Below are 18,539 nucleotides of genomic sequence, written 5' to 3' on the forward strand. Positions count from 1 at the left end.
TCATGCGTGTCCATCTGGGATCTGACCATGCGGGCTTCCACCTGAAGGAGGCGCTCGCCGAGCGTCTGGTGGAGCTGGGCCACGCGCCCGTCGACCATGGTCCTGTCGAGTACGACCCCGACGATGACTACCCTCCGTTCGTCCTCGCCGCCGCCGCCGCCACCGCTGTCGAACCGGGCAGCATGGGCATCGTCATCGGGGGATCGGGCAACGGGGAGGCCATCGCGGCGAACAAGGTCGCCGGGGTGCGCGCGGCCCTGGCATGGAGCGAGCAGACGGCGACGCTGGCCCGCCAGCACAACGATGCCAACGTGCTGAGCCTCGGCGCGCGCATGTACACCGTCACGGCGGCCCTGACGTTCGCCGAGGTCTTCCTCACCACGCCGTTCAGCGGGGAGCAACGACACGTGCGGCGGCTTCGGATGCTCTCGGCCTACGAGCGGACCGGGGACGTACCGTCGGTGCCCGGGTCGGCCTCGTCGGCTTCCTGAGACCTGTTCTTCGAGGACCCGGTCTCGGCAGGGCCGCTCTCATGCGGTCCGGCGGATCCGCGGTCGGAGCGTCGGCGGGTCCTGCGGGCACCCCGGCCGCGGCGGTCGGTCGTGGCGCTCTCGGCTCCGGCGCTGCTGGCTTCGGCACGACCGGCTCCGGCGCTGCTGGGGCCGCCGCGGCGGACCGGGTCGGTGGGGCTGGTCGACGGGGTCGCCGGTGCGGGGCGTGATCCGCGATGCAGTACCACCGATCGCTCGGCCTCGGCGAGGTCGGCGTCGGTGGGCCGGGCGGCGTCGCGGGCCCGCATCGCCGTTCTCGGGGGCAGCTTGCTGCGACCCGCATCGATGAGACCGCGCAGCTGCGCGTCCGCCTCGCCCGCCCCGGCCGCATGCGACCGGGCCCGACCTGCGCGCTCGGGTCGTGGCATGGCTCCTCCATCCGCCCTGGCCGGAACCCTTGGNGGATCATCCCAGAAGCGGGCCGCTCGGGGAGGCCTCGTGACGCGGGTGGACGTCGGAAATCCGCCGGTGCGCGGTTATCCCCCGCGACAGGTTGATCTCCATCCTTCCATTTCCGAAGGTCTCCGGAAGTTCACCGTCCCGGGTGCTACCGGCGGGTCGCCCGACAGCGACAGCCCGACCGTTTCCGGTCCGGTCCGGTCGACGCCGGGCCCCGGAATCGTCGTGGCGTCGCCGATCCACGGTTCGCAAATCCGTACCCGGTGTCGGCGGTTGGTCCCCCGCCGGCCCGCCTGCCGCGTTTTTCTGCTCCGCAGCGTGCACGCCCGCGGGCGCCGGGTCGCCGCACCGCGACCTGGCCGACCGTCCGATCCAGGATGATCCGAGGCGCTCCGGGGGATCGGCCACCCCCTGTCCGAGCTGTTCTGCCTCATCCGTATGCTACACATCGCCAGATGACCGTCTGATAGTCCAACGTACGCTCAATAGATGTCCACCTGTACTCAAGAGATGCCCATTGTGTCACATTGCCAGTAAATGAAACAAAAGGAAACTCTAGCATGCATACTTTGCCGCGTTTCGGTAGAACGCCTAAAACTGTTTGCTGATCTCGATCGGCCGTCACCAACCGCTGCGCCTCGGTGGCTTCAGTCATCGGCTCCGTCGTCGCGGCCTAGGAGTGAGTCTTGGACCGCGTGCCTGTGAGCGTTGTCATCCCCGCCTACAACGAGGCGATGCGCCTGCCCGGCTCGCTACCCCCGCTGATCTCGGTCATGCACAGGATCCCCGGTGCCGAGGTGATTGTGGTTGACGACGGCAGTACGGACGGCACCGCTGCGATCGCCGAGGAGTTGCTCGCGGATCTGCCCGGTGGTCGGGTCCTGCGGCTGCCGTGGAACTCGGGCAAGGGCGCCGCGGTCCGCATGGGGGTGTCGGCCGCGCACGGTGAGTCGATCGCCTTCCTGGACGCCGACGGCGCCTCCGACGTCAATGATCTTCCTCTGCTCCTCGCCGCGCTGGAGCACGCCGAAGTGGCGCTCGGATCGCGCCGGGTTGGGGCGGGTGCGGTCCGCAGCAGTGGCCGGCGGGNCGGCAGCTGGGCCTTCAACCAGATCACCCGGTCCCTGACCAGCCTGGACGTCGCCGACACCCAATGCGGGTTCAAGGCTTTCCGCGGCCCCGAGGCCAAGCTGCTGTTCAGCCTTGCGCGCTCCTCCGGATTTGGCTTCGACGTGGAGGTGCTCTCGATCGCCCGGTCGATCGGCTACCGGATCGCCGAGGTCCCGGTCCGATGGGCGGAGATACCCGGTGGCACGTTCCGGGTGACCCGGCACACCCCCGCGATGCTCGTCGACGTGATGCGCGCCCGGCGGTACCTGAACCGCTCCGCTCCCGGCCTCGTAGTGACGCGTCCCACGGTGCAGTCGCCCGCCGCCGCGGCAGCGCCGGTTCGTCCGGGCGACGGGGCGTCCCCCGCCGCGCAGGTCCGAGTCCCGCCTTCTGCCGTGAGCGTCCCGGCCCCCGCGGAACCGGTGACCGCCGGGCCGCCGCCCGCCGTCCTCACGGCGGCCGTGGGGGGCGTCGAGAAGCCCCTGCGCCTGCCCGCGGACCTGGGTGGTGTGACTCCGCTGCCTCGGAAGGCTGTATGAAGGTCCGGCGAACCGGACCCCATCCTTATCCTTTGGAGTAAGCGATCCCTTCCCCCGCCGCCGGCACCCCCACGACGGCGCAGGGCCTCGGCGCGCCGTCACCCGCCCCGGCCGTCGCAGCCCCGGCCGTCGCCGCGTCGCCGCGTCGCCGCGACACGCGGACGTCACGGCGGCCCCTGTTCGGCATGGCCGCCGGCTTTATGGTGCTCTTTCTGCTCCAGGCCCCCGGCAACCTGACCGCCGACACCAAGCTGGACGTCCCCCTTGACCCGTGGGGCTTCATGGGGCGGGCCACCCACCTGTGGAACTCCCTCGCCGAGTTCGGCTACCTGCCCAACCAGTACGTCGGCTACCTGTTCCCGATGGGACCGTTCTTCGGTGCCGGTGACCTGCTCGGGATACCCGCCTGGGTCACCCAGCGGCTGTGGATCGCGCTGCTCCTCACCGTCTCCGCCTGGGGGGTCGTGCGGCTGGCCGAGGCCCTGCGGCTCGGCGTACCGCGCACCCGGGTGCTGGCCGGACTCGCCTACACCCTGTCCCCGATGTTCCTCGGCAAGATCGGGGCGACTTCCGTGGCGCTCGCGGGCGCCGCCATGCTCCCGTGGATCACCCTGCCGCTCATCCTCGCGCTGCGTCCGGACGGCGCCTTCGGCGCCGACACCGGTACGGCCGCCACCACCAGTACCACGGCCGTCGATGATGTCGATGCCGCTGACGATCCCGCCCTGGACCCGGGCCGGCGGCTGTCCCCGCGACGGGCGGCTGCCCTGTCCGGACTCGCCATCCTGGGCACCGGCGGAATCAACGCGACGGTCACGCTGTGCGTCCTGCTCTGTCCGGCGGCGGTCCTTGTGTTCGCCGGCGGCACCCGCCGGGCCTGGGCGCTGCGGGCCTGGTGGGTCGTCGCCGTCATCCTCGCCTCGGCCTGGTGGCTGCTGGCGCTGATGGTGCAGGGCCGCTACGGGCTGAACTTCCTCGCGTTCACCGAGACCGCCCAGACGACCACGGCGACGACGTCGGTGGCGGAAGCCCTGCGCGGCGCGACGGACTGGCTGGCGTATGTCCAGTTACCCAGGCCCTGGCTGCCGGCCGCCACCGAGTACGTGTCCCGGCCGGTGCCTATCATCGGATCGGCAGCCGTGGCGGCGATCGGGCTGTGGGGGCTGTCCCGGGCCGATCTGCCCGCCCGCCGGTTCCTGCTGGTGACGTTGGCCGCCGGCACGGTCTCGGTGGCTGCGGCCTATCCGGGGCATCCGGGCAGCCCGCTGGCGGGCGTGGTGCGGGACCTGCTCGGTGACCAGCTGGGCTTTCTGCGCAACGTCTACAAGTTCCAGCCGGTGGTGCGCCTGCCGATAGCCCTGGGGATCGCGCACGCCCTGACGGTCCGACCTGTCAGTCTCACCGCCCGTGTGCGGAGATGGACGACCCGCGGGGCTTCCCGCCGGCACGGCAGGACCGCGGACATGATCGTGACCGTCGCGGTGAACGTCCCCGTCGTGCTGACCGTGGCCGCGCTGGTCTGCGGCATGACGCCAGCGCTCGCCGGCAGGGCGCTGCAGCCCCGGCCGTTCGCCCGGGTGCCCGACTACTGGGTGGCCGCCGCGGACTGGCTGGCCGCCCATCCCCAGGACGGCCGGGCACTGGTGCTGCCCGGCTCGCCGTTCGCCGAGTACGAGTGGGGCCGGCCGCTCGACGAGCCGCTGCAGTGGCTGGCCCGCACGCCGTGGGGGGTCCGCGGCCTGATCCCGCTCGGTGGCACGGGCGTGACCCGGCTGATGGACGGCATCGAGCACCAGCTCGCCACCGGGTCCGCCGCGGGCCTCGCCCCGGCGCTGGCCCGGGCCGGGATCGGCCAGATCCTGCTCCGCAACGACCTGGAACAGAAGAACTGGGACGTCCCCCCGTCCACCGACGAGCTCCACCGGGCGTTGCGTTCCTCCGGTCTCACCCTGACCGCCGCGTTCGGCCCGCAGGTGCCGGCGCGCGCCTCGGCGAAGGAGAGGCTCGTCCCGGAGCTGCGTAACCCGACCGCGCGGGNACCCGCGCTGGAGGTCTGGACCGTCCCGGGCGGCGCGAAGCTTGTCGGCTCCTACCCGGCGGACACCGCCGTCGTCGTCTCCGGCGGCCCCGAGGCGACGGTGCAGCTCGCCGGGCAGGGCCTGCTGAGCAGCGACCGGGCCGCCGTGCTCGCCGCGGACCTCGCCGCGGATCGCACCGATCCGTCCGCCGCCGTGGCGTCTTCGACGAGCCCGGCGGCGATCAAGGTTGCGCCGGGGGAGGTGATCGGCCCGACGACCGCCTGGGTCGACACGGACACCCTGACCCGGCGCGACAGCACCTTCGGACTCGTCCACGACGCCGCTTCGTACCTCCTCGGGCCCACCGGCACCGCGGTCGGCAAGACGGGGGAGCCCCACCAGTGGGCCGAGGCCGACGTCGCCGGCCACCAGACGGTCGCGGGCTACGTCGGCGGCATGTCCGTCACCGCGTCCTCCTACGGCTACGACCTACTCGCCGCGCCGGACCTCGCGCCACCGGCGGCCGTCGACGGCTTCGCCGCGACCGCGTGGACGGCACAGCGCACGAAGGGCACGACGTCGGCCGGGCAGTGGATCCAGCTCGATGCCGGCCGGCGGATGACCGTGCCCTACCTCGACGTGCGGCTGCTGTCCGAGGGTTCGTGGCGGCCGGCCGTCGAGGCGCTGCGGGTGTCCAGCGAGGCGGGCTCGGNGGTCACCGAGGNGCGTCCGGTGGAGGACATCCAGCGCCTCGCCGTCCCAGCGGGGCCGAGCCGCTGGTACCGCATCACGTTCGCGCGGGTCGGCCAGGAGACCGACGACACCCTCGGCGCCGGTATTCGGGAGATCACCATCCCCGGGGTCACCTTCCGCCACTACGCGCAGCTCCCCACCGACGTGGCCCGGCGCTTCGCCGCGCCGGACGGGGGGCTGGTCGCCTTCTCGATGGCCCGGGAGCGGGTCGACCCGGCGCAGCCGTTCGGCGGCTCGGAGGAGCTGGCGCTGTCCCGGCGCTTCGAGGTGCCCCGGGACATGACCTTCACGATGAGCGGCTCGGCGAGCTTCATCCCCCCGCCGCGGGGGACACCCCCAGCGGGTGACACTCCGTTGCTGGTCGACTGCGGCCAGGGCCCCACCCTGGTCGTCGACGGGACCCGTTACCCCCTGCGGATCTCCGGCCGGGACAGCGACGTCACCTCGGTGCGGCCGGTGCGGGTGTCGCTGTGCACCGACGGCGGCACGCTGCGGCTCTCGGCGGGGCCGCACCTGCTCGGCGTCGACCAGGGAGCGACCTCCATCCTCGTCGACGCGATCGCGCTGGTCGGATCGGGCGCCCAGGTGAGCGCGGCCACGCCGCGGGCGACGACGGTGCACGAGTGGACAGCGGAGCACCGGACGGTCCAGATCGGCGCCGGTGACCGCGCCTTCCTCGCCGTCCGGGAGAACGCCAACTCCTCGTGGACGGCGAAGCTGAACGGCGTGGCGTTGACCCCGCTGCGCCTCGACGGCTGGCAGCAGGGCTGGATCGTCCCGGCCGGCACCGGCGGCACGATCGTCATCGACAACGCGCCCGGTGCGGAATACCGCCGCAACCTCGTGGTGGGGCTGTTGCTGGTCGTGGTGCTGGTCGTGCTCGCCGTGCTGCCCGCCCGGTTCCGGCTACGGCCACGATCCGACGAGAACGGCTATCCGGCGCTGCTGAGGCCGCGCCGGCTGGGCNGGCTGGGCNGGGCGACGGTGTCCCCGCCGGTGGCCGGTGTGGGGTGGACGGTGCTCGCCATGCTGGCGGTGGCGCTGGTGGCGGGCCCGGTGGCGCTGGCCGTACCGGTGTTCGTCCTGGTCGGTCGGCGCTGGCCCGCGGCGGGGGGCCGCTGCGCCGCGGTCGCCATGATTGGCGCGGGAATCGGGGTGGCGGCGCAGCCCGGCAGCCAGCCCGGATCCGGGCAGGGGGCGTTCGGGCCGCTGGTCCAGGTGTTCGGCGCCTTGGCCTTGGCGGCGGTGCTGGCCGCGTTGGCCGGGCGGGCCTGGGACCGTCCCGCCGGCTCGGGCGCCGGCGCCCACTTCGGCGCCCGAGCCGGGTCCGATGTCGGGCATAGGACTCGCAATCCCTATACCGACAGCAAGGGACTCGGTTAGCGTTTTCGTGGCGCCGATTGTTCGGACGTCGTCCACCGTCTGTTCCTGAGGGAGACATCCGGTCATGATCACAGCCAGGCGTGCCGTGCGTGGAGTCCGCGTGGATGCTCTACGGCCGATCGGGGCCTCGCGCCCGGCCTGGGCCGATGCGGTGGGCGGGGATGGCGGCGTCGGCGGCACGCCGTCGGTCCTGGGCGACGGGGAGTTGGTGGAGCAGCTGGCGCGGGCGATCCACGACCGCTATCTGGAGCATGAGCTCGGTAAACGGCACGCGGCCGGATCGAGGCCCGGACTGCGGCCCTGGGCGGAGCTCTCCGAGGCGCTGCGGGAAGCCAACCGTGATCAGGCGGTTCATTACGAGACGGTGCTGCGTAACCGTGGCTGGGTGTGCACACCGGCCGAGCAGGACGTCGATCCGGCTGTCGATCCGTTTTCGCTGTCCGCCGCCGAGGTCGAGGAGCTCGCCCGGGCCGAGCACGACCGGTGGCGGCAGCACAAGGAGCGGCAGGGTTACTCCTACGGTCCGGTGCGCGAGGACCTCGGCCCGGACAAGCGTCACCCGTCGATGGTGGACTGGGAGGAGCTGACCGAAGAGGACCGTGATCGGGACCGCGACGCGATCCGGAACATGCCGGCCGTTCTGGCCCGGGCCGATCTGTGCATCACCCGGCGACCCGCGGCCGAGGCGGCTATCCGGTGAGCGGCTGACGGCCGCGACGATCGTCGGCGCATTGCCGCTGTCCGCCGATGACCCCGAAGACCTCCGCAGCCTGAGCGCACCGGTCACCTTATTTTCGTGTCAGCCCCCTGGGTACCGTCCCGATCAACGGTCACCTGGTTTTCCCGCTAGCTCCGTGGAAAGCATGTTCGAGGCTGCTCGTCGCGCTCCGGCCTTCGCCTGATCGCCCCGGTTGTCGGTCGGGATCGGACCGGGACCCGGATCCGGGGGAGATGCCGCCAGGTCACGGCTGGCCGCGAACAGCAGGTCCTCGCCGGTCGCCGGGCGTAGCCGCAGGTCGGCGAGCGCGCCGACCCCGACTCCGGCCCGGGTCAGGGCGGTGCGTGCGGCGGCGGGGCCGGCGCCGTAGAGGAGCGCGATCATCTCCGGGCCGGTCGGATCCGGCCGGTACACCAGGTCCGTGCGGCGCAACGCCGGGCGGGAGGTGCCGACCGGCAGGGTGAAACGGGCGTGCGTGAGGTCATCGTCCCGGCGCCGGCGCTCCAGGCCCCGATCCGGTCCCCGACCCCGCTGCGGCGCGCGGCCTTGTTCTCCTGCTTCGGCCCGCTTCGCCGCCGGGTCGGCCAGTCGGTCGATCTCGGCGGTGACCACCCGGGCCAGCAGTTCGGCGCTGGCGTCCCAGGTGAACCCGGCCGCCCAGGCGCGGGCCGCCGCGCGCAGCTCGGCCGCCGCGGGCGGCTCGGCCAGTAGCCTTAGCGCCGCGTCGAGGGTCTTCTCCAGCGGCTCGCCCTCGTCGACCAGCCATCCCGTAGTCCCGTCCCGGACCGCGTCGCGCAGCCCCGGGACCCGGAACGCCACCGCGGGCACCCCGAGGGCAGCGGCCTCCAGGACCGACAGCCCCCAGCCCTCACCATGCGAGGGGTTGACTGTCAGCCAGGCCGAGGAAAGCAGCCGGTCGCGGGTGGCGGCATCGGTGTAGCCGTGCCAGCGCACGGCGTCACCGTCCCGGTCGGTCGTGCCTCCCGAGCCCGGAGCCGCCCCCGGGTCGGTAGTGGTCACCGCACCGGTAGTGGTCAGCCCGAGGGCGACCGCGCGGGCGGTCAGCCGTTCGCGGTCCGGGCCGTCGCCGACGATGTGGACGGTGAGCCCGGGATGCGCCCCGACCAGCGCGGGCAGCGCGTCGAGGAGCAGGTGGAGCCGCTTGTGCGGCACGAGCCGGCCGACGCACACGATGGTGGGTGCCGTCGCGGGGCCGCCATCCGAGCCTGCGGGCCCACCGCCAGCCGGGCCCGTGAACGTAGTGGCCCCGGCGGCCCCGGCGGCCCCGGCGGCCGAGGTGGTCACCCCGTTGGGGACCAGGAAGCGCGGGCCGGGCAGGCCGAGGATGTCACGGGCCTCGGCGCGGGTCGAGGGGGAGACGACCACCACCGGCCGGCGCCGGTAGACCCACCGGCTGCCCGGCGCCTCCAGCAGTTGCCCCACCCGGGCGACCGGCCCGGGGAAGTACAACGGAAACTGTTTCTGATGAACGTGGTGGAGCACCTGCACGACGGGGGTGCTCGCCGGCAGCACCAGGGGGCTGAAGAACGGGATCCCGTTCTGGCAGTCGACGACGGCGTCGACGCGGTGCCCGGCCCGGCCCAGGCTGGCCAGCCGGGCGAGCACCGATGGATAGACGCCGAAGGTACCGCCCCCGCGGCGCACCTCGACGCCGCCAACGGACTCGGCGACGGGCGGACCAGGGCGTTCACCTTCCGTGGCCCGCGAGGTCAGCAGGGTGACCCGGGCACCGGCCGCGGCGAACCGCTCGGCGATCGACTGGCAGAACAACTCCGCCCCGCCGGCCTGCGGATGCTCCCGGTCCCGCCAGTTGAGGAACACCACGTGCCGGCCGGCGAGGGTGGGCAGGTACCGGCGCTCCCGGGACCCTCCGAGGTGTGTCGATCCTCCCGGGGGCGTCACGCTGGGACTTCCCGTCACCGGTGGCATTCCTTCCATTTCGTTCCGCTCGCCAGGGCTTACCATGTTCGTCTGCAAGGTTCGCCTGCAACCTACCGATGTCGGAAAATCGTCGACCACCTACCATGGCCGGTGTTCCGCNGTGGGTGATTTCGACGTGTCCCGTTCCCGGTGGGGAGACTGATGGCGAAGCCCTCGCGTGAGGCTGTGACGGGCCTGCTGGCCGGTCCGGCAGCACTGGCCGTCGCCGGCATGCTCGTCAACGGGTGCAACCTGCTGATGAACCTGATCGTCGCCCGGTCGCTGGACCCGGACTCCTACGGCGCCGTGTCGGTGCAGGTCAGCATCTTCCTGATCCTCTCGGTCGCGGGTAACGCGCTGCTGATCGCCGTGGTGCAGCACGAGACGTCCGGCCCGGGGGGCACCCGGCGCGAGCAGTGGTCCTGGATCCGGCGGCTGCGGGGCGCCTGCGGCGTCGGCATCGCGATCTCCGCGATCGTCGCGGTGGTGCTGTGCCGGCCGGTGGCCGCGCTGATGTCCTATCCGCATCCGCTCGCGATCGCCGAGGCGACCATCGGTGCCGCGCTGTGGACGCTGCTGTGCGTCGAACGCGGCCTGCTGCAGGCCAGGGGGGCCTATCCGCGTCTCGCCGTCAACTTCGTGGTCGAGGGCTTCGTCCGGATCGGCCTGGTGATCGTGCTCGTGCTGGGCGGGCTCGGGGTGAACGGCGCGGGCCTGGGCATCGTGCTCGGCGTCGTCGTCGGCGCCGAGCACGCCCGGTGGGCCGTCACGCGCACCCCGCGGCTGCCGCGCCCGCCCGCGTCCCAGCGCGGGGCGCCCGTGTCCCAGCGCGGGGCGCCCGTGCTGCCTGACGACGGCACACCGCCGGCCACCGGGCCGATTCCGCTGCCGATCCCGGCGCCACGCGCCAGCGCCCGGCAGAGCGTCATTGCCGACACCACCGTCGCCCTCGGCGCGCTGATCCCCCTCGCCCTGCTGCAGAACATGGACGTCGTCATCGTCGGCTGGCTGGGCTCCTCCGGGGTCGGCGGCTACGCGGCGATCTCGACGGCCTGCAAGGTACCGGTCTTCATCGGGCTGGCGGTCGCGAACTTCCTGCTGCCCGAGGCGGCACGACGGCGCAAGGAGGGACGCCCCGCCGGGGGCACGTTGGTCGTGGCGCTGGTCTTCGTCGTCGCTCCCGGGCTCTTCCTTGCCGGGCTCGGTCTGTTCGCGGCGAAGTGGTTGATCGGACTCGTCTTCGGGGCGCATCTCACCGCCGCCGCCTCCGCGCTGTCGGTGCTCGCGCTGAGCATGACCCTGCTGGCCGTCACCCTGATGTTCACCACGTACCTGCTCGGCGCCGGGGTGCGCCGGGTCGTCGGCGTGCTCGCCGTCGCCACGGTGGCGACGGCTGGGGCGCTTGTCTCGGCCGGCGGCGGATCGATGGCCACGGCCACCGCCGCGCTCGCCGCCGAGTCGGTGACCGCACTCGCGGTCGGCCTGCTCGTGGTCCAGCTGCATCACGCCGACCGCCGGGTGGCGCGGGTCGCCGAGACGCACCGGCGGCCGGCGGGGGATATGGGGCTACCCAACCCCCAACCCGGCGAGGGGGTCCCGGCCCGGGTGTGAGGAGCTCCTCTGCCCGACGAGTCCCAGCCCACCCCGCGCGGAGAGGCCACCGCTGATGCCAGCCCAGACCCGTCCGAACGCGGACGGCGGTGAGCCCGGTTCTCCCGTTTCTCCCGGGTCGTCGGGGTCGGTGCGTTCGCCGCTCGCCGTCACTCGCCGCCGCCTGCTTGCGACGGCCGTGGGCCTCGGCGCGACATCCGCCGGTGCCCTCGTCGCCGCGCGCCTGCTCTCCTCGTCCTCGGGTCCGACATCCTCCGGTGACCTGCCGCTGAGCCGACCCTCGGCACCAGTCGGCGGGGTCACCGTGGGGCCGTCGATGCCGGCCGGGGCGGTGGCGGGCCTGCCCGGGAATCTGCTGACCATTTACGGCGCACCCGGCACCTTCGGAAACCTCGACGACCGGTCGGCCATCGAGATTGCCGGGGTGCCGGGCTGGGGCTTCGGCCCCGGTCAGGCCGCCTTTCTGTCCGCGGTCGCCGCGGACGGCACCGTCTTCCTCGCGACGACTCCGTTCACCGACGACCAGGCGAAACTGACCGGCACGGGCATGGAGATAGAGATCTTCGAGCCGGCCGCCGAACGGTTCACCCGCCTGGTGATCCCCTCAACGAAGGGCCGGACAAGCCTGCCCCGGGCCGACCCGAACTACCATGGTGTGGGCGGCGGGGACATCTCGGACGTGATCGTCGTGCCCGGTCCGNACGGCACCGAGCGGGTGGTCTTCGTCTCGCTGATGCCCTTCTTCGGCTGGAACACCTCCATCGATGGCGAGTTGCCGAGCATCGGTCAGCTCCGGCGGGATTCCCCGGGCGGACGGTGGGCCTACGACCGGACGGCGTCCAGGACGGCGGCCCAGCTCGCCGGGACCGCCCCGCCGCACGTGGCGGCGCTGGCCTTCCCGGTGCTCGCGCCGCTGGAGCCGCGCTCACCGCGCGGGCCGTCCTCGATCGCCCGGCTGCCCCGCAGCGGGCACCTGGTCATCGCCCAGTACCTGGGGACCGGGGTCGGCGGCACCGACAACGGCGCCCTGCTCGTCGTCGACCTTGCCGGCCGGGTGCGGGCGCACTGGCAGTACCCGCAGGTCCGCCCGCTGGGCCTCGAACTGGTCGTGAACCCNCGGGAGGTCGTCGCCGATCCCACCAGCGAACCCGATGACGAACGGTTCGTGCTGATCAGCGACGTGCGCGGGCTGGACTTCCGGGCCCAGCCCTTCCCCGTGCAGGAGTTCTCCTACTCGGCGTCGCGGGGCACCATCAGCCCGAAGAGCACGGCGGTGCGCGCCGTTCAGGACGGNTCCCGGATGGAGTCGGCCGTGTTCGGCGCGGACGGCACCCTGTATGTGGCCCGCACCAAGGCCGACGGGCTGCGGGCGGAGACCCTCGCCGTCTACCCGAAGATCGATGGGGAGCGCGGCCTGGTGACCCGGGCCCCCGCCACGGGCAACTGGCCGGTCGACACCTGGGGCATCGCCAACCGCCCCGACTACCTGGTCGCGGGCACCGACCGGGGTGGGCTGGTGCGCAGCATCACCCTCGATCCGGCCACCGGCGCGGTGCTGCTCGCCGGGCTCGACGGCCTGGTGCAGGTCGTGCGGCCGGCGGGGCGCGGCACGCGGATGACCTTCCGCACCGACCGGCCGATCGACGTGGGGCTGAGCAGGCTGCGGGGCCCCGCGACCCGGTATGTCGGGGTGCGCCGCGGCGCGGTCGACGCCCGCCGTCGCAGCCTGTGGCTCCCGGTGAACCAGCTGCTGCTCGACGGCCTGCCCTGGCCGTACCCCCCGTTCAAGCTCGATCAGTGGTTGCTGCGCGTCAACCTGGATGTGCTGCTCGGTGACGGGTAGGTGACGGGCGGCCAGCGGGGGCCAGCGGGGGCCAGCGGCGTTCGGCGGGGCCTGCGGCGGCCGGCGATGCTTAGCCCCCGCCGGCGGCGGCGTGTAGCGGCAGCGCGAGCAGGTAGGGGNCGACGTGGGTGCCGAGGAAGCCGAGATGGCGGTAGAACGCCCGGCCGGGTTGCCGTATCGCGTGGGCGAGCAGGAGCGGCACTCCGACCATGCGATGGACGGTCAGCGACCGCATCACGGCGTCCCGCACGAGTTGGGCGCCGAGCCCGCGGCCCTGGTACCGGACATCGACCGCGAGCCGCCCCACGAACATCGCCGGAACGGGTTCGGTGGACCGGCGCGACCACCGGCGTGAACCGGGGATCCGTTCCAGGGCCGCGGTGGCCAGGCAGTAGTAGCCGGCGATCCGGGTACCGTCGACGATCACGAACGTGTTTGTCGTCCGGTCCTGCTGGTGTTCGAGGGCGTGGTGGCGCAGCCAGCCGTCGAGCAGGTCGTCACCGCTGTTGAAGGTGAGCCGGTCCGGGCCCTCGGACAGGGCCGCGGGCTTGGCGAGGGGCNCTGCGTAGGATCCTTTCTTGGGGCCGCGTCGGACCGCGTCGGGATCGCCGGTCGACTGGTCGGCCGATCGGGAGGCGGGCAGAGGTGGCGGGGTACTCCGGCTACTCCTGCTGCTCCGAGCCCGGTTCCTCGTCGAGGAGCCGGCGCAGCCGGGGGGAGTCCGGCGGCGGCGCGTCGAGCAGCGCCTCGAGCTTGCTCCAGTCGGCATCCGGGACGCGGAACAGGCGGCGGTCGGCGAGAACCTCTCGCGCGTATCGCTTCATGGCCTCGGCGGCGAAGTCCTCAAGGGACAGGCCCTCACCCTCCGCGGCCGAGCGGATGATCTCGGCTTCATCCTCGGGTAGCCGTACCGCGAGTCTGTCGTCCCTGGCGGTGCTCATGCTGGCAGTCTGCCCTCCGGGTCTTCGGACCCGTTTCCCCGGGTCTCGCTCGCCGACGTGGGTACCACATCCATCGCGGCCGTGTCGCCCGGATACTCGAAGGCCGGCCGGAGCGCGGATCCGGTCGGGTGCCCGGCATCTCTTCGTACCAGATCTTCGTACCAGAGAGGTCCTACGCCCGTGGTGCTTTCGCCTGTCCCCACCGTCCCGCTCGCGCACGGTGCCCGGATGCCCAGGCTCGGGCTCGGAACCTGGCCGCTGAACGACCGGGAGGTCCAGGGGGTGGTGGAACAGGCGCTCGGGCTGGGCTACCGATTGATTGACACCGCGCACAACTACGGCAACGAGAAGGGAGTGGGCGCCGGACTACGCGCCGCCGGCGTGCCCCGCGAGGAGCTGTTCGTCACCACGAAGTTCAACAAACGCTCGCACAGCGTCCGCGGCGTGCGCAGGGCCGCCGTGGAGAGTACCCGCCGGATGGGGCTGGACTACCTCGATCTGCTCCTCATCCACTGGCCGAACCCGTGGCGGGATCGGTACGTCGAGGCCTGGAAGGGGCTCGTCGAGCTGTTGAAGGACGGCCAGGTGCGCGCGATCGGGGNGTCGAACTTCAAGACGACCCACCTCGACCGGCTGCTGGCCCAGACCGGTGTCGCGCCGGACGTGAACCAGATCCAGCTCGATCCCCGACTCGGCCGGTCCGCGATCCGCGCCTACCACGCGGAGCAGGGGATCGTGACGGAGGCGTGGAGCCCGCTGGGCGCCGGCACCGGGCTGCTCGACGAACCCGTGATCACGCGGATCGCCGCCGCGCACGAGCGCACCCCCGCGCAGGTCGCCCTGCGCTGGCACATCGAGCTGGGCATCGTGGTGGTGCCGAAGTCGGCCAGCCCCAGGCGCATGGCAGAGAACATCGACGTCTTCGACTTCACGCTTTCCGCTGAGGAGATTGCCGCGATCTCCGGACTGGACCGGGGCGCCGCGGGGGAGGCGGACGCCCTCGACTCCGACGTGTTCGGGCACTGAGCTCCGGGAGTTCGGGGTCCCTGGGAGCTCGGGGCAATCCTCTCGTTTCGTATCATTCATGATACGTACGATGTAAGCCTGCCACGTCTTCACCGGAGGGCGTCGCCCGTAGGGGCTCGGAGCGGTCCGGCAGCCTTGGTGGAGGAATCGTGGGGCGAAAGGCGGCGCCGTCCGCTCCGGGCGGGCACTACCACCACCTGGACGCGTTGCGCGCCGTCTTCATGCTGGGCGGCGTCTTCGTGCATGCCTCGACGCTCGGTGACGACCCGTTCTTCCACGGGATCGCCTACGCCTCCGGCCTCTTCCGGATGGCGGACTTCTTCCTGATCTCCGGGTTCCTCTCCGCGATGCTCGTCGGGAAGTATGGGCCGTCGCGCACCGTGCATCGCAGGCTCGCCAGCGTGGGAATCCCATTCCTGTGCACCCTGGTCCTGTTCAATCCCACCGCGCTCTGGTTGAGCTACAACTTCCACAACCCGGACGTCTCGTTCCTGGACTTCCTGCGTGGAAACATCGTCCCCGAGCCGGTGGGCGAGCTGCGCTGGCCTCTGCAGCTGTGGTTCCTCATGGTGCTGCTCGCCTACGCGCTGTGCACCCCGGCGGCCGTGAGCGTCATATCCCGCCTTGTGGCCAGCTCCCTCTACCGGCGGGCCACCACCGGTCGGCTGCGCGTCATGGCCACGATCATCTCACTCGTCATCGTGACCACCATCCTCATCCGCGGCGGGTACCGGGCCGCGGTGACTCCCGTCATCGGTTCCGATCCCCTCGACCTCCCGGTCGAGGAGACGCTGGACTTCCTGCCGTTCTTCCTCCTCGGCGTGCTCCTCTACCTGGATCGGCGGCGAATCCTGCCGTCCTTTCAGCGGCCCGCGCCGATCCTGCTCGCCGTGGCCGGCGTCCTGCTGCTGGCGGCCAATCAGGACTGGGGTGGAGTGCTGACCTCATCCACCGGTCTGGTGCTCAGCAGGACCCTCTTCACCATCGCGATCACCGCCACGCTCTTCGCCCTTGCCAGCCGGCTCGTCCCCGGTCCGCGGCCCGCCGTCCGCTACCTCTCCGACGCCTCCTACACGGTCTACCTCTTCCACTATTTCTGGATCTACGCCATCGCGACGCTGCTCTCGCTGGACCCGAGCCTCCGCTGGCCGCAGATGCTCCTGGTCACCGCCCTCACCTTCGGCGTGACCCTGGCCATCCACCATTTCGTCATCTTGCGGTCACCCTTCCTCCGCAAGATCTTCAACGGGAAATTCCCGGTCGACGGCCGCCGCGGCACCGGCCGGCCCGCGGCCGGGCCCCTGACCACAGCGGCCGGCACGGCGGACTCCGAGCTGACCCAGCCGCTGCGCTGGCTTCCCCGGGCCGAACAGCTCGACCCGGAACGGACCCAGCACCTGCGCTGGGCTCCCTGACGCAACCTTCCTTTATAACGCTCCCTTATAACGTTTCCTTATGAGGTCATGTCCCGGCGCCAGAAGAGGACGACGGCGACCAGCACCATCGCGGTGCAGTAGACCAGCCCGCGCAGCAGCGCGTCGGCGTAGGGCGTGGCGACGGCGAAGCCACCGGTGGCGATCGCCTCCATCAGCTGCACCGGCAGCCAGGCCCGGGCGGGACCGTAGATGCGCGTGACCAGCATCTCCACCGGCAGCGCGTAGGCGACCGCGACCGCGATCGCCGCGGCAGGCGCGCGGAAGACGATCGCGGCCAGGGCGCCGAGCGCGGCGTAGCCGAGCGATCCGGCGCACAGGTTGACAAAGCTCTTGCTCAGTTCGGCCAGCCCCGCCGCGCTGCTCCAGGCGGCCGTCGACACCCCCTTCAGCGGCGCGAGCGCGAAGGACAGGGCGACCGAAACCACGGTCGCCACGGCGATGACGAGGACCACGAACGCCGCCAGAGCCAGCAGTTTGCCGGCGAGAAGCCGGAGCCGGTGCGGCTGGGCGACGAGCTGGTTGCGCAGGGCCCCGTGCGCATGGTCGCCTGCGAGCGACGCGGCGACGACGGACAGGGCCACCACGCCGAGCAGGATGCTGACCGCCTGCACCCCCTGCGCGACGCCGTTCGCGGCGGACAGCCCGCTGGCCGTGACGGGGTCGCCATCGAAGTCGTTGTGCCCCACCGAGACGAAGGTCAGAACGGTGCCGAGCAGGGCCGAGGCGATGACCGCCCCCAGCGTCCCGAGCAGGAACCGGGTCCGCAACAGCGGCACCCATTCGGCGCGGAAAGCCGTGATCATGTGGCACCTCCACGGCTCTGGGCCGGGTCGAGCCCGGCTCCCACGGCGGGCACACTGCCGTCCGGGGNGCGACCGAAACGGACGAGGTCGCCGTCGATTTCGCCGGTGACGCGCAGGAAGGTCTCCTCCAGGTTCGGCCGATGGGTGCGCAGCGAGCGCAGGGTGATGCCGGCGCGCATCGCCAGTCGGTTGAGGTCCGCGGCCACTCCCTCGCGGGCGTGGGCGGTCACCACCGGATGGCGTTCGCCGACTCCCGCGTCGCACGACGGCCCGGGGCAGAGGTCGATCTCGACCCGAAGGCCGGTCTCACCGAGGAGCCCGGCCAGGCGGCGGGCGTCGTCGTCCCGCTCGGGCACCATGAGGATCCGGGGATCCTCGGCGGAGAGCAGGTCGGTGACGTGCCCCTGGAACAGCANCCGCCCGCCATTGATCATCACCAGATGATCGCAGATCTGCTCGACCTCGGTCAGTAGATGGCTCGACATGAAGACCGTCATGCCGCTGCTGGCCAGCTGACCCAGCAGCGCGCGGATCTCCCGGATGCCCGCCGGGTCGAGGCCGTTCGTCGGCTCGTCCAGGATGAGCAGGCTGGGATCGGGCAGCAGAGCGGCGGCGATGCCCAGGCGCTGCTTCATCCCGAGGGAGTAGGCGGTGAACCGGTCGTCGGCTCGCTCGGTCAGGCCCACCTGTGCGAGGACTNCCCCGNCCCGCCGCGCGCGATCGGCGCGGCGCCGCCCGCCGATCCCACGCAGCAGGGCGAGCTGGTCCAGATTGCGCCGGCCGGACAGCCCGGGATGGAACGTCGGGCCCTCGATCATCGCCCCGACCCGGCCCAGGTAGCGGGCCGGATGGGAGATCGACGCGCCCAGCACGTACCCCTGGCCCGCCGTGGGGCGGATCAACCCCAGCAGCATGCGCAGCGTGCTGGACTTCCCGGCCCCGTTCGGGCCGACGAAACCGGACAGCGTCCCGCGCGGCACCTGGAGGTCGAGATGGTCCACCGCCACCCGGTCGCCGTACCGCTTGCCGAGCCCGTGGGTCCAGATTGCCGCCTCGGTCGGGCCCTCGGGCGATCGCCCGGCCAGCCGCGGGGGCCGCGCCGCGCCGCGGGGGCGACCAGCCACGTTCGATGCGTGCGTCGGTTCGGTGACCGAACCCGAAGTCATCGTCTGACAGCCTCCCAGATCATGCGTTCAACTCCCGAGATCGGTCGATCCGTTACCCTCCACCGTGACTCCGTCATCCACCGTGCTCTATGGGAGTCGTGCCCGCGGAGGCCGTCGTGGTCGACCACATGCGCGGCCGCTGGCGGGGTCGGCACCAGCACGGAGGCTGACCGAACTCCCGCGCCGACCGGCGGTACGCACTGGGCGCCGTCGGCACCGGGCACCGCAGCGGCCGGGCCAGTCCCCGGCTCGGGATCCGCCGAGCTCAGCAGGCCTAACGAGCGGACCACGGGCACCGTTC

The 18,539-nt window shown here is 72.3% G+C and carries 14 protein-coding genes; 8 read left to right on the forward strand and 6 right to left on the reverse strand.

What is annotated here, in order from left to right:
* Window positions 1-2 precede the first annotated feature (2 nt).
* Window positions 3-491 carry a ribose-5-phosphate isomerase gene (locus tag ALLO2_RS04865; RefSeq protein ID WP_011435608.1) on the forward strand — a complete coding sequence of 163 codons (489 nt, stop codon included), beginning with the start codon at window positions 3-5 and terminating at the stop codon, window positions 489-491.
* Here the strand turns inward: ALLO2_RS04865 and ALLO2_RS04870 are convergent.
* Window positions 434-919, reverse strand: coding sequence for a hypothetical protein (locus ALLO2_RS04870; protein WP_023840457.1), 486 nt, complete (start codon window positions 917-919; stop codon window positions 434-436). The two genes, ALLO2_RS04865 and ALLO2_RS04870, sit on opposite strands and share 58 nt — an antisense overlap.
* 732 nt (window positions 920-1,651) lie before the next feature.
* On the opposite strand from ALLO2_RS04870, the gene ALLO2_RS04875 reads away from it, so the two are divergent.
* The 3 genes from ALLO2_RS04875 to ALLO2_RS04885 all read left to right on the forward strand — a co-directional run bounded on the left by ALLO2_RS04875 (window position 1,652) and on the right by ALLO2_RS04885 (window position 7,453).
* A complete protein-coding gene (locus ALLO2_RS04875; protein WP_232234887.1) occupies window positions 1,652-2,599 on the forward strand; it encodes a dolichyl-phosphate beta-glucosyltransferase in 948 nt (315 codons plus the stop codon).
* Between the two features lie 185 nt (window positions 2,600-2,784).
* On the forward strand, window positions 2,785-6,753 hold the full coding sequence (locus ALLO2_RS04880) for a DUF3367 domain-containing protein (protein ID WP_035730011.1): 3,969 nt from the start codon (window positions 2,785-2,787) through the stop codon (window positions 6,751-6,753).
* A gap of 100 nt (window positions 6,754-6,853) precedes the next feature.
* Window positions 6,854-7,453: a RyR domain-containing protein gene (locus tag ALLO2_RS04885; protein ID WP_232234888.1), complete on the forward strand. Its 600-nt coding sequence runs from the start codon at window positions 6,854-6,856 to the stop codon at window positions 7,451-7,453.
* Between the two features lie 123 nt (window positions 7,454-7,576).
* Here ALLO2_RS04885 and ALLO2_RS04890 read toward each other — a convergent pair whose 3' ends face one another.
* The gene (locus tag ALLO2_RS04890) at window positions 7,577-9,394 is read right to left on the reverse strand and encodes a glycosyltransferase family 4 protein (protein ID WP_011435613.1); all 1,818 of its coding nucleotides are present in this window, start codon (window positions 9,392-9,394) and stop codon (window positions 7,577-7,579) included.
* 180 nt (window positions 9,395-9,574) lie between these two features.
* Here ALLO2_RS04890 and ALLO2_RS04895 point away from each other — a divergent pair, with 180 nt between their 5' ends.
* Window positions 9,575-11,023 (forward strand): hypothetical protein, encoded by a 1,449-nt coding sequence (locus ALLO2_RS04895; protein WP_011435614.1) that lies wholly within the window; start codon window positions 9,575-9,577, stop codon window positions 11,021-11,023.
* 55 nt (window positions 11,024-11,078) lie between these two features.
* Window positions 11,079-12,866 (forward strand): hypothetical protein, encoded by a 1,788-nt coding sequence (locus ALLO2_RS04900; RefSeq protein WP_232234889.1) that lies wholly within the window; start codon window positions 11,079-11,081, stop codon window positions 12,864-12,866.
* 70 nt (window positions 12,867-12,936) lie between these two features.
* On the opposite strand, the gene ALLO2_RS04905 is transcribed toward ALLO2_RS04900, so the two are convergent.
* Window positions 12,937-13,404 carry a GNAT family N-acetyltransferase gene (locus tag ALLO2_RS04905; protein ID WP_051874900.1) on the reverse strand — a complete coding sequence of 156 codons (468 nt, stop codon included), beginning with the start codon at window positions 13,402-13,404 and terminating at the stop codon, window positions 12,937-12,939.
* A 124-nt stretch (window positions 13,405-13,528) separates the two neighbouring features.
* Entirely contained in the window at window positions 13,529-13,807 is a 279-nt protein-coding gene (locus tag ALLO2_RS04910) for a DUF1778 domain-containing protein (RefSeq protein ID WP_011435617.1), read from the reverse strand.
* 228 nt (window positions 13,808-14,035) lie between these two features.
* Between ALLO2_RS04910 and ALLO2_RS04915 the strand changes: the two genes are divergently transcribed.
* Window positions 14,036-14,833: an aldo/keto reductase gene (locus tag ALLO2_RS04915; RefSeq protein WP_084588357.1), complete on the forward strand. Its 798-nt coding sequence runs from the start codon at window positions 14,036-14,038 to the stop codon at window positions 14,831-14,833.
* 149 nt (window positions 14,834-14,982) lie between these two features.
* Window positions 14,983-16,248, forward strand: a complete 1,266-nt coding sequence (gene mdoC / locus ALLO2_RS04920) for a glucans biosynthesis protein MdoC (protein ID WP_011435619.1) — start codon at window positions 14,983-14,985, stop codon at window positions 16,246-16,248.
* Between the two features lie 38 nt (window positions 16,249-16,286).
* Here mdoC and ALLO2_RS04925 read toward each other — a convergent pair whose 3' ends face one another.
* Together ALLO2_RS04925 and ALLO2_RS04930 are read right to left on the reverse strand one after the other, a co-directional pair.
* Window positions 16,287-17,072: an ABC transporter permease subunit gene (locus tag ALLO2_RS04925; RefSeq protein WP_011435620.1), complete on the reverse strand. Its 786-nt coding sequence runs from the start codon at window positions 17,070-17,072 to the stop codon at window positions 16,287-16,289.
* Window positions 17,069-18,238: an ABC transporter ATP-binding protein gene (locus tag ALLO2_RS04930; protein ID WP_051874889.1), complete on the reverse strand. Its 1,170-nt coding sequence runs from the start codon at window positions 18,236-18,238 to the stop codon at window positions 17,069-17,071. Before ALLO2_RS04930 ends, ALLO2_RS04925 begins: the two co-directional genes overlap by 4 nt.
* Between the last annotated feature and the right edge of the window lie 301 nt (window positions 18,239-18,539).

This window comes from Frankia sp. Allo2 (assembly GCF_000733325.1).
Lineage (GTDB): Bacteria > Actinomycetota > Actinomycetes > Frankiales > Frankiaceae > Frankia > Frankia casuarinae.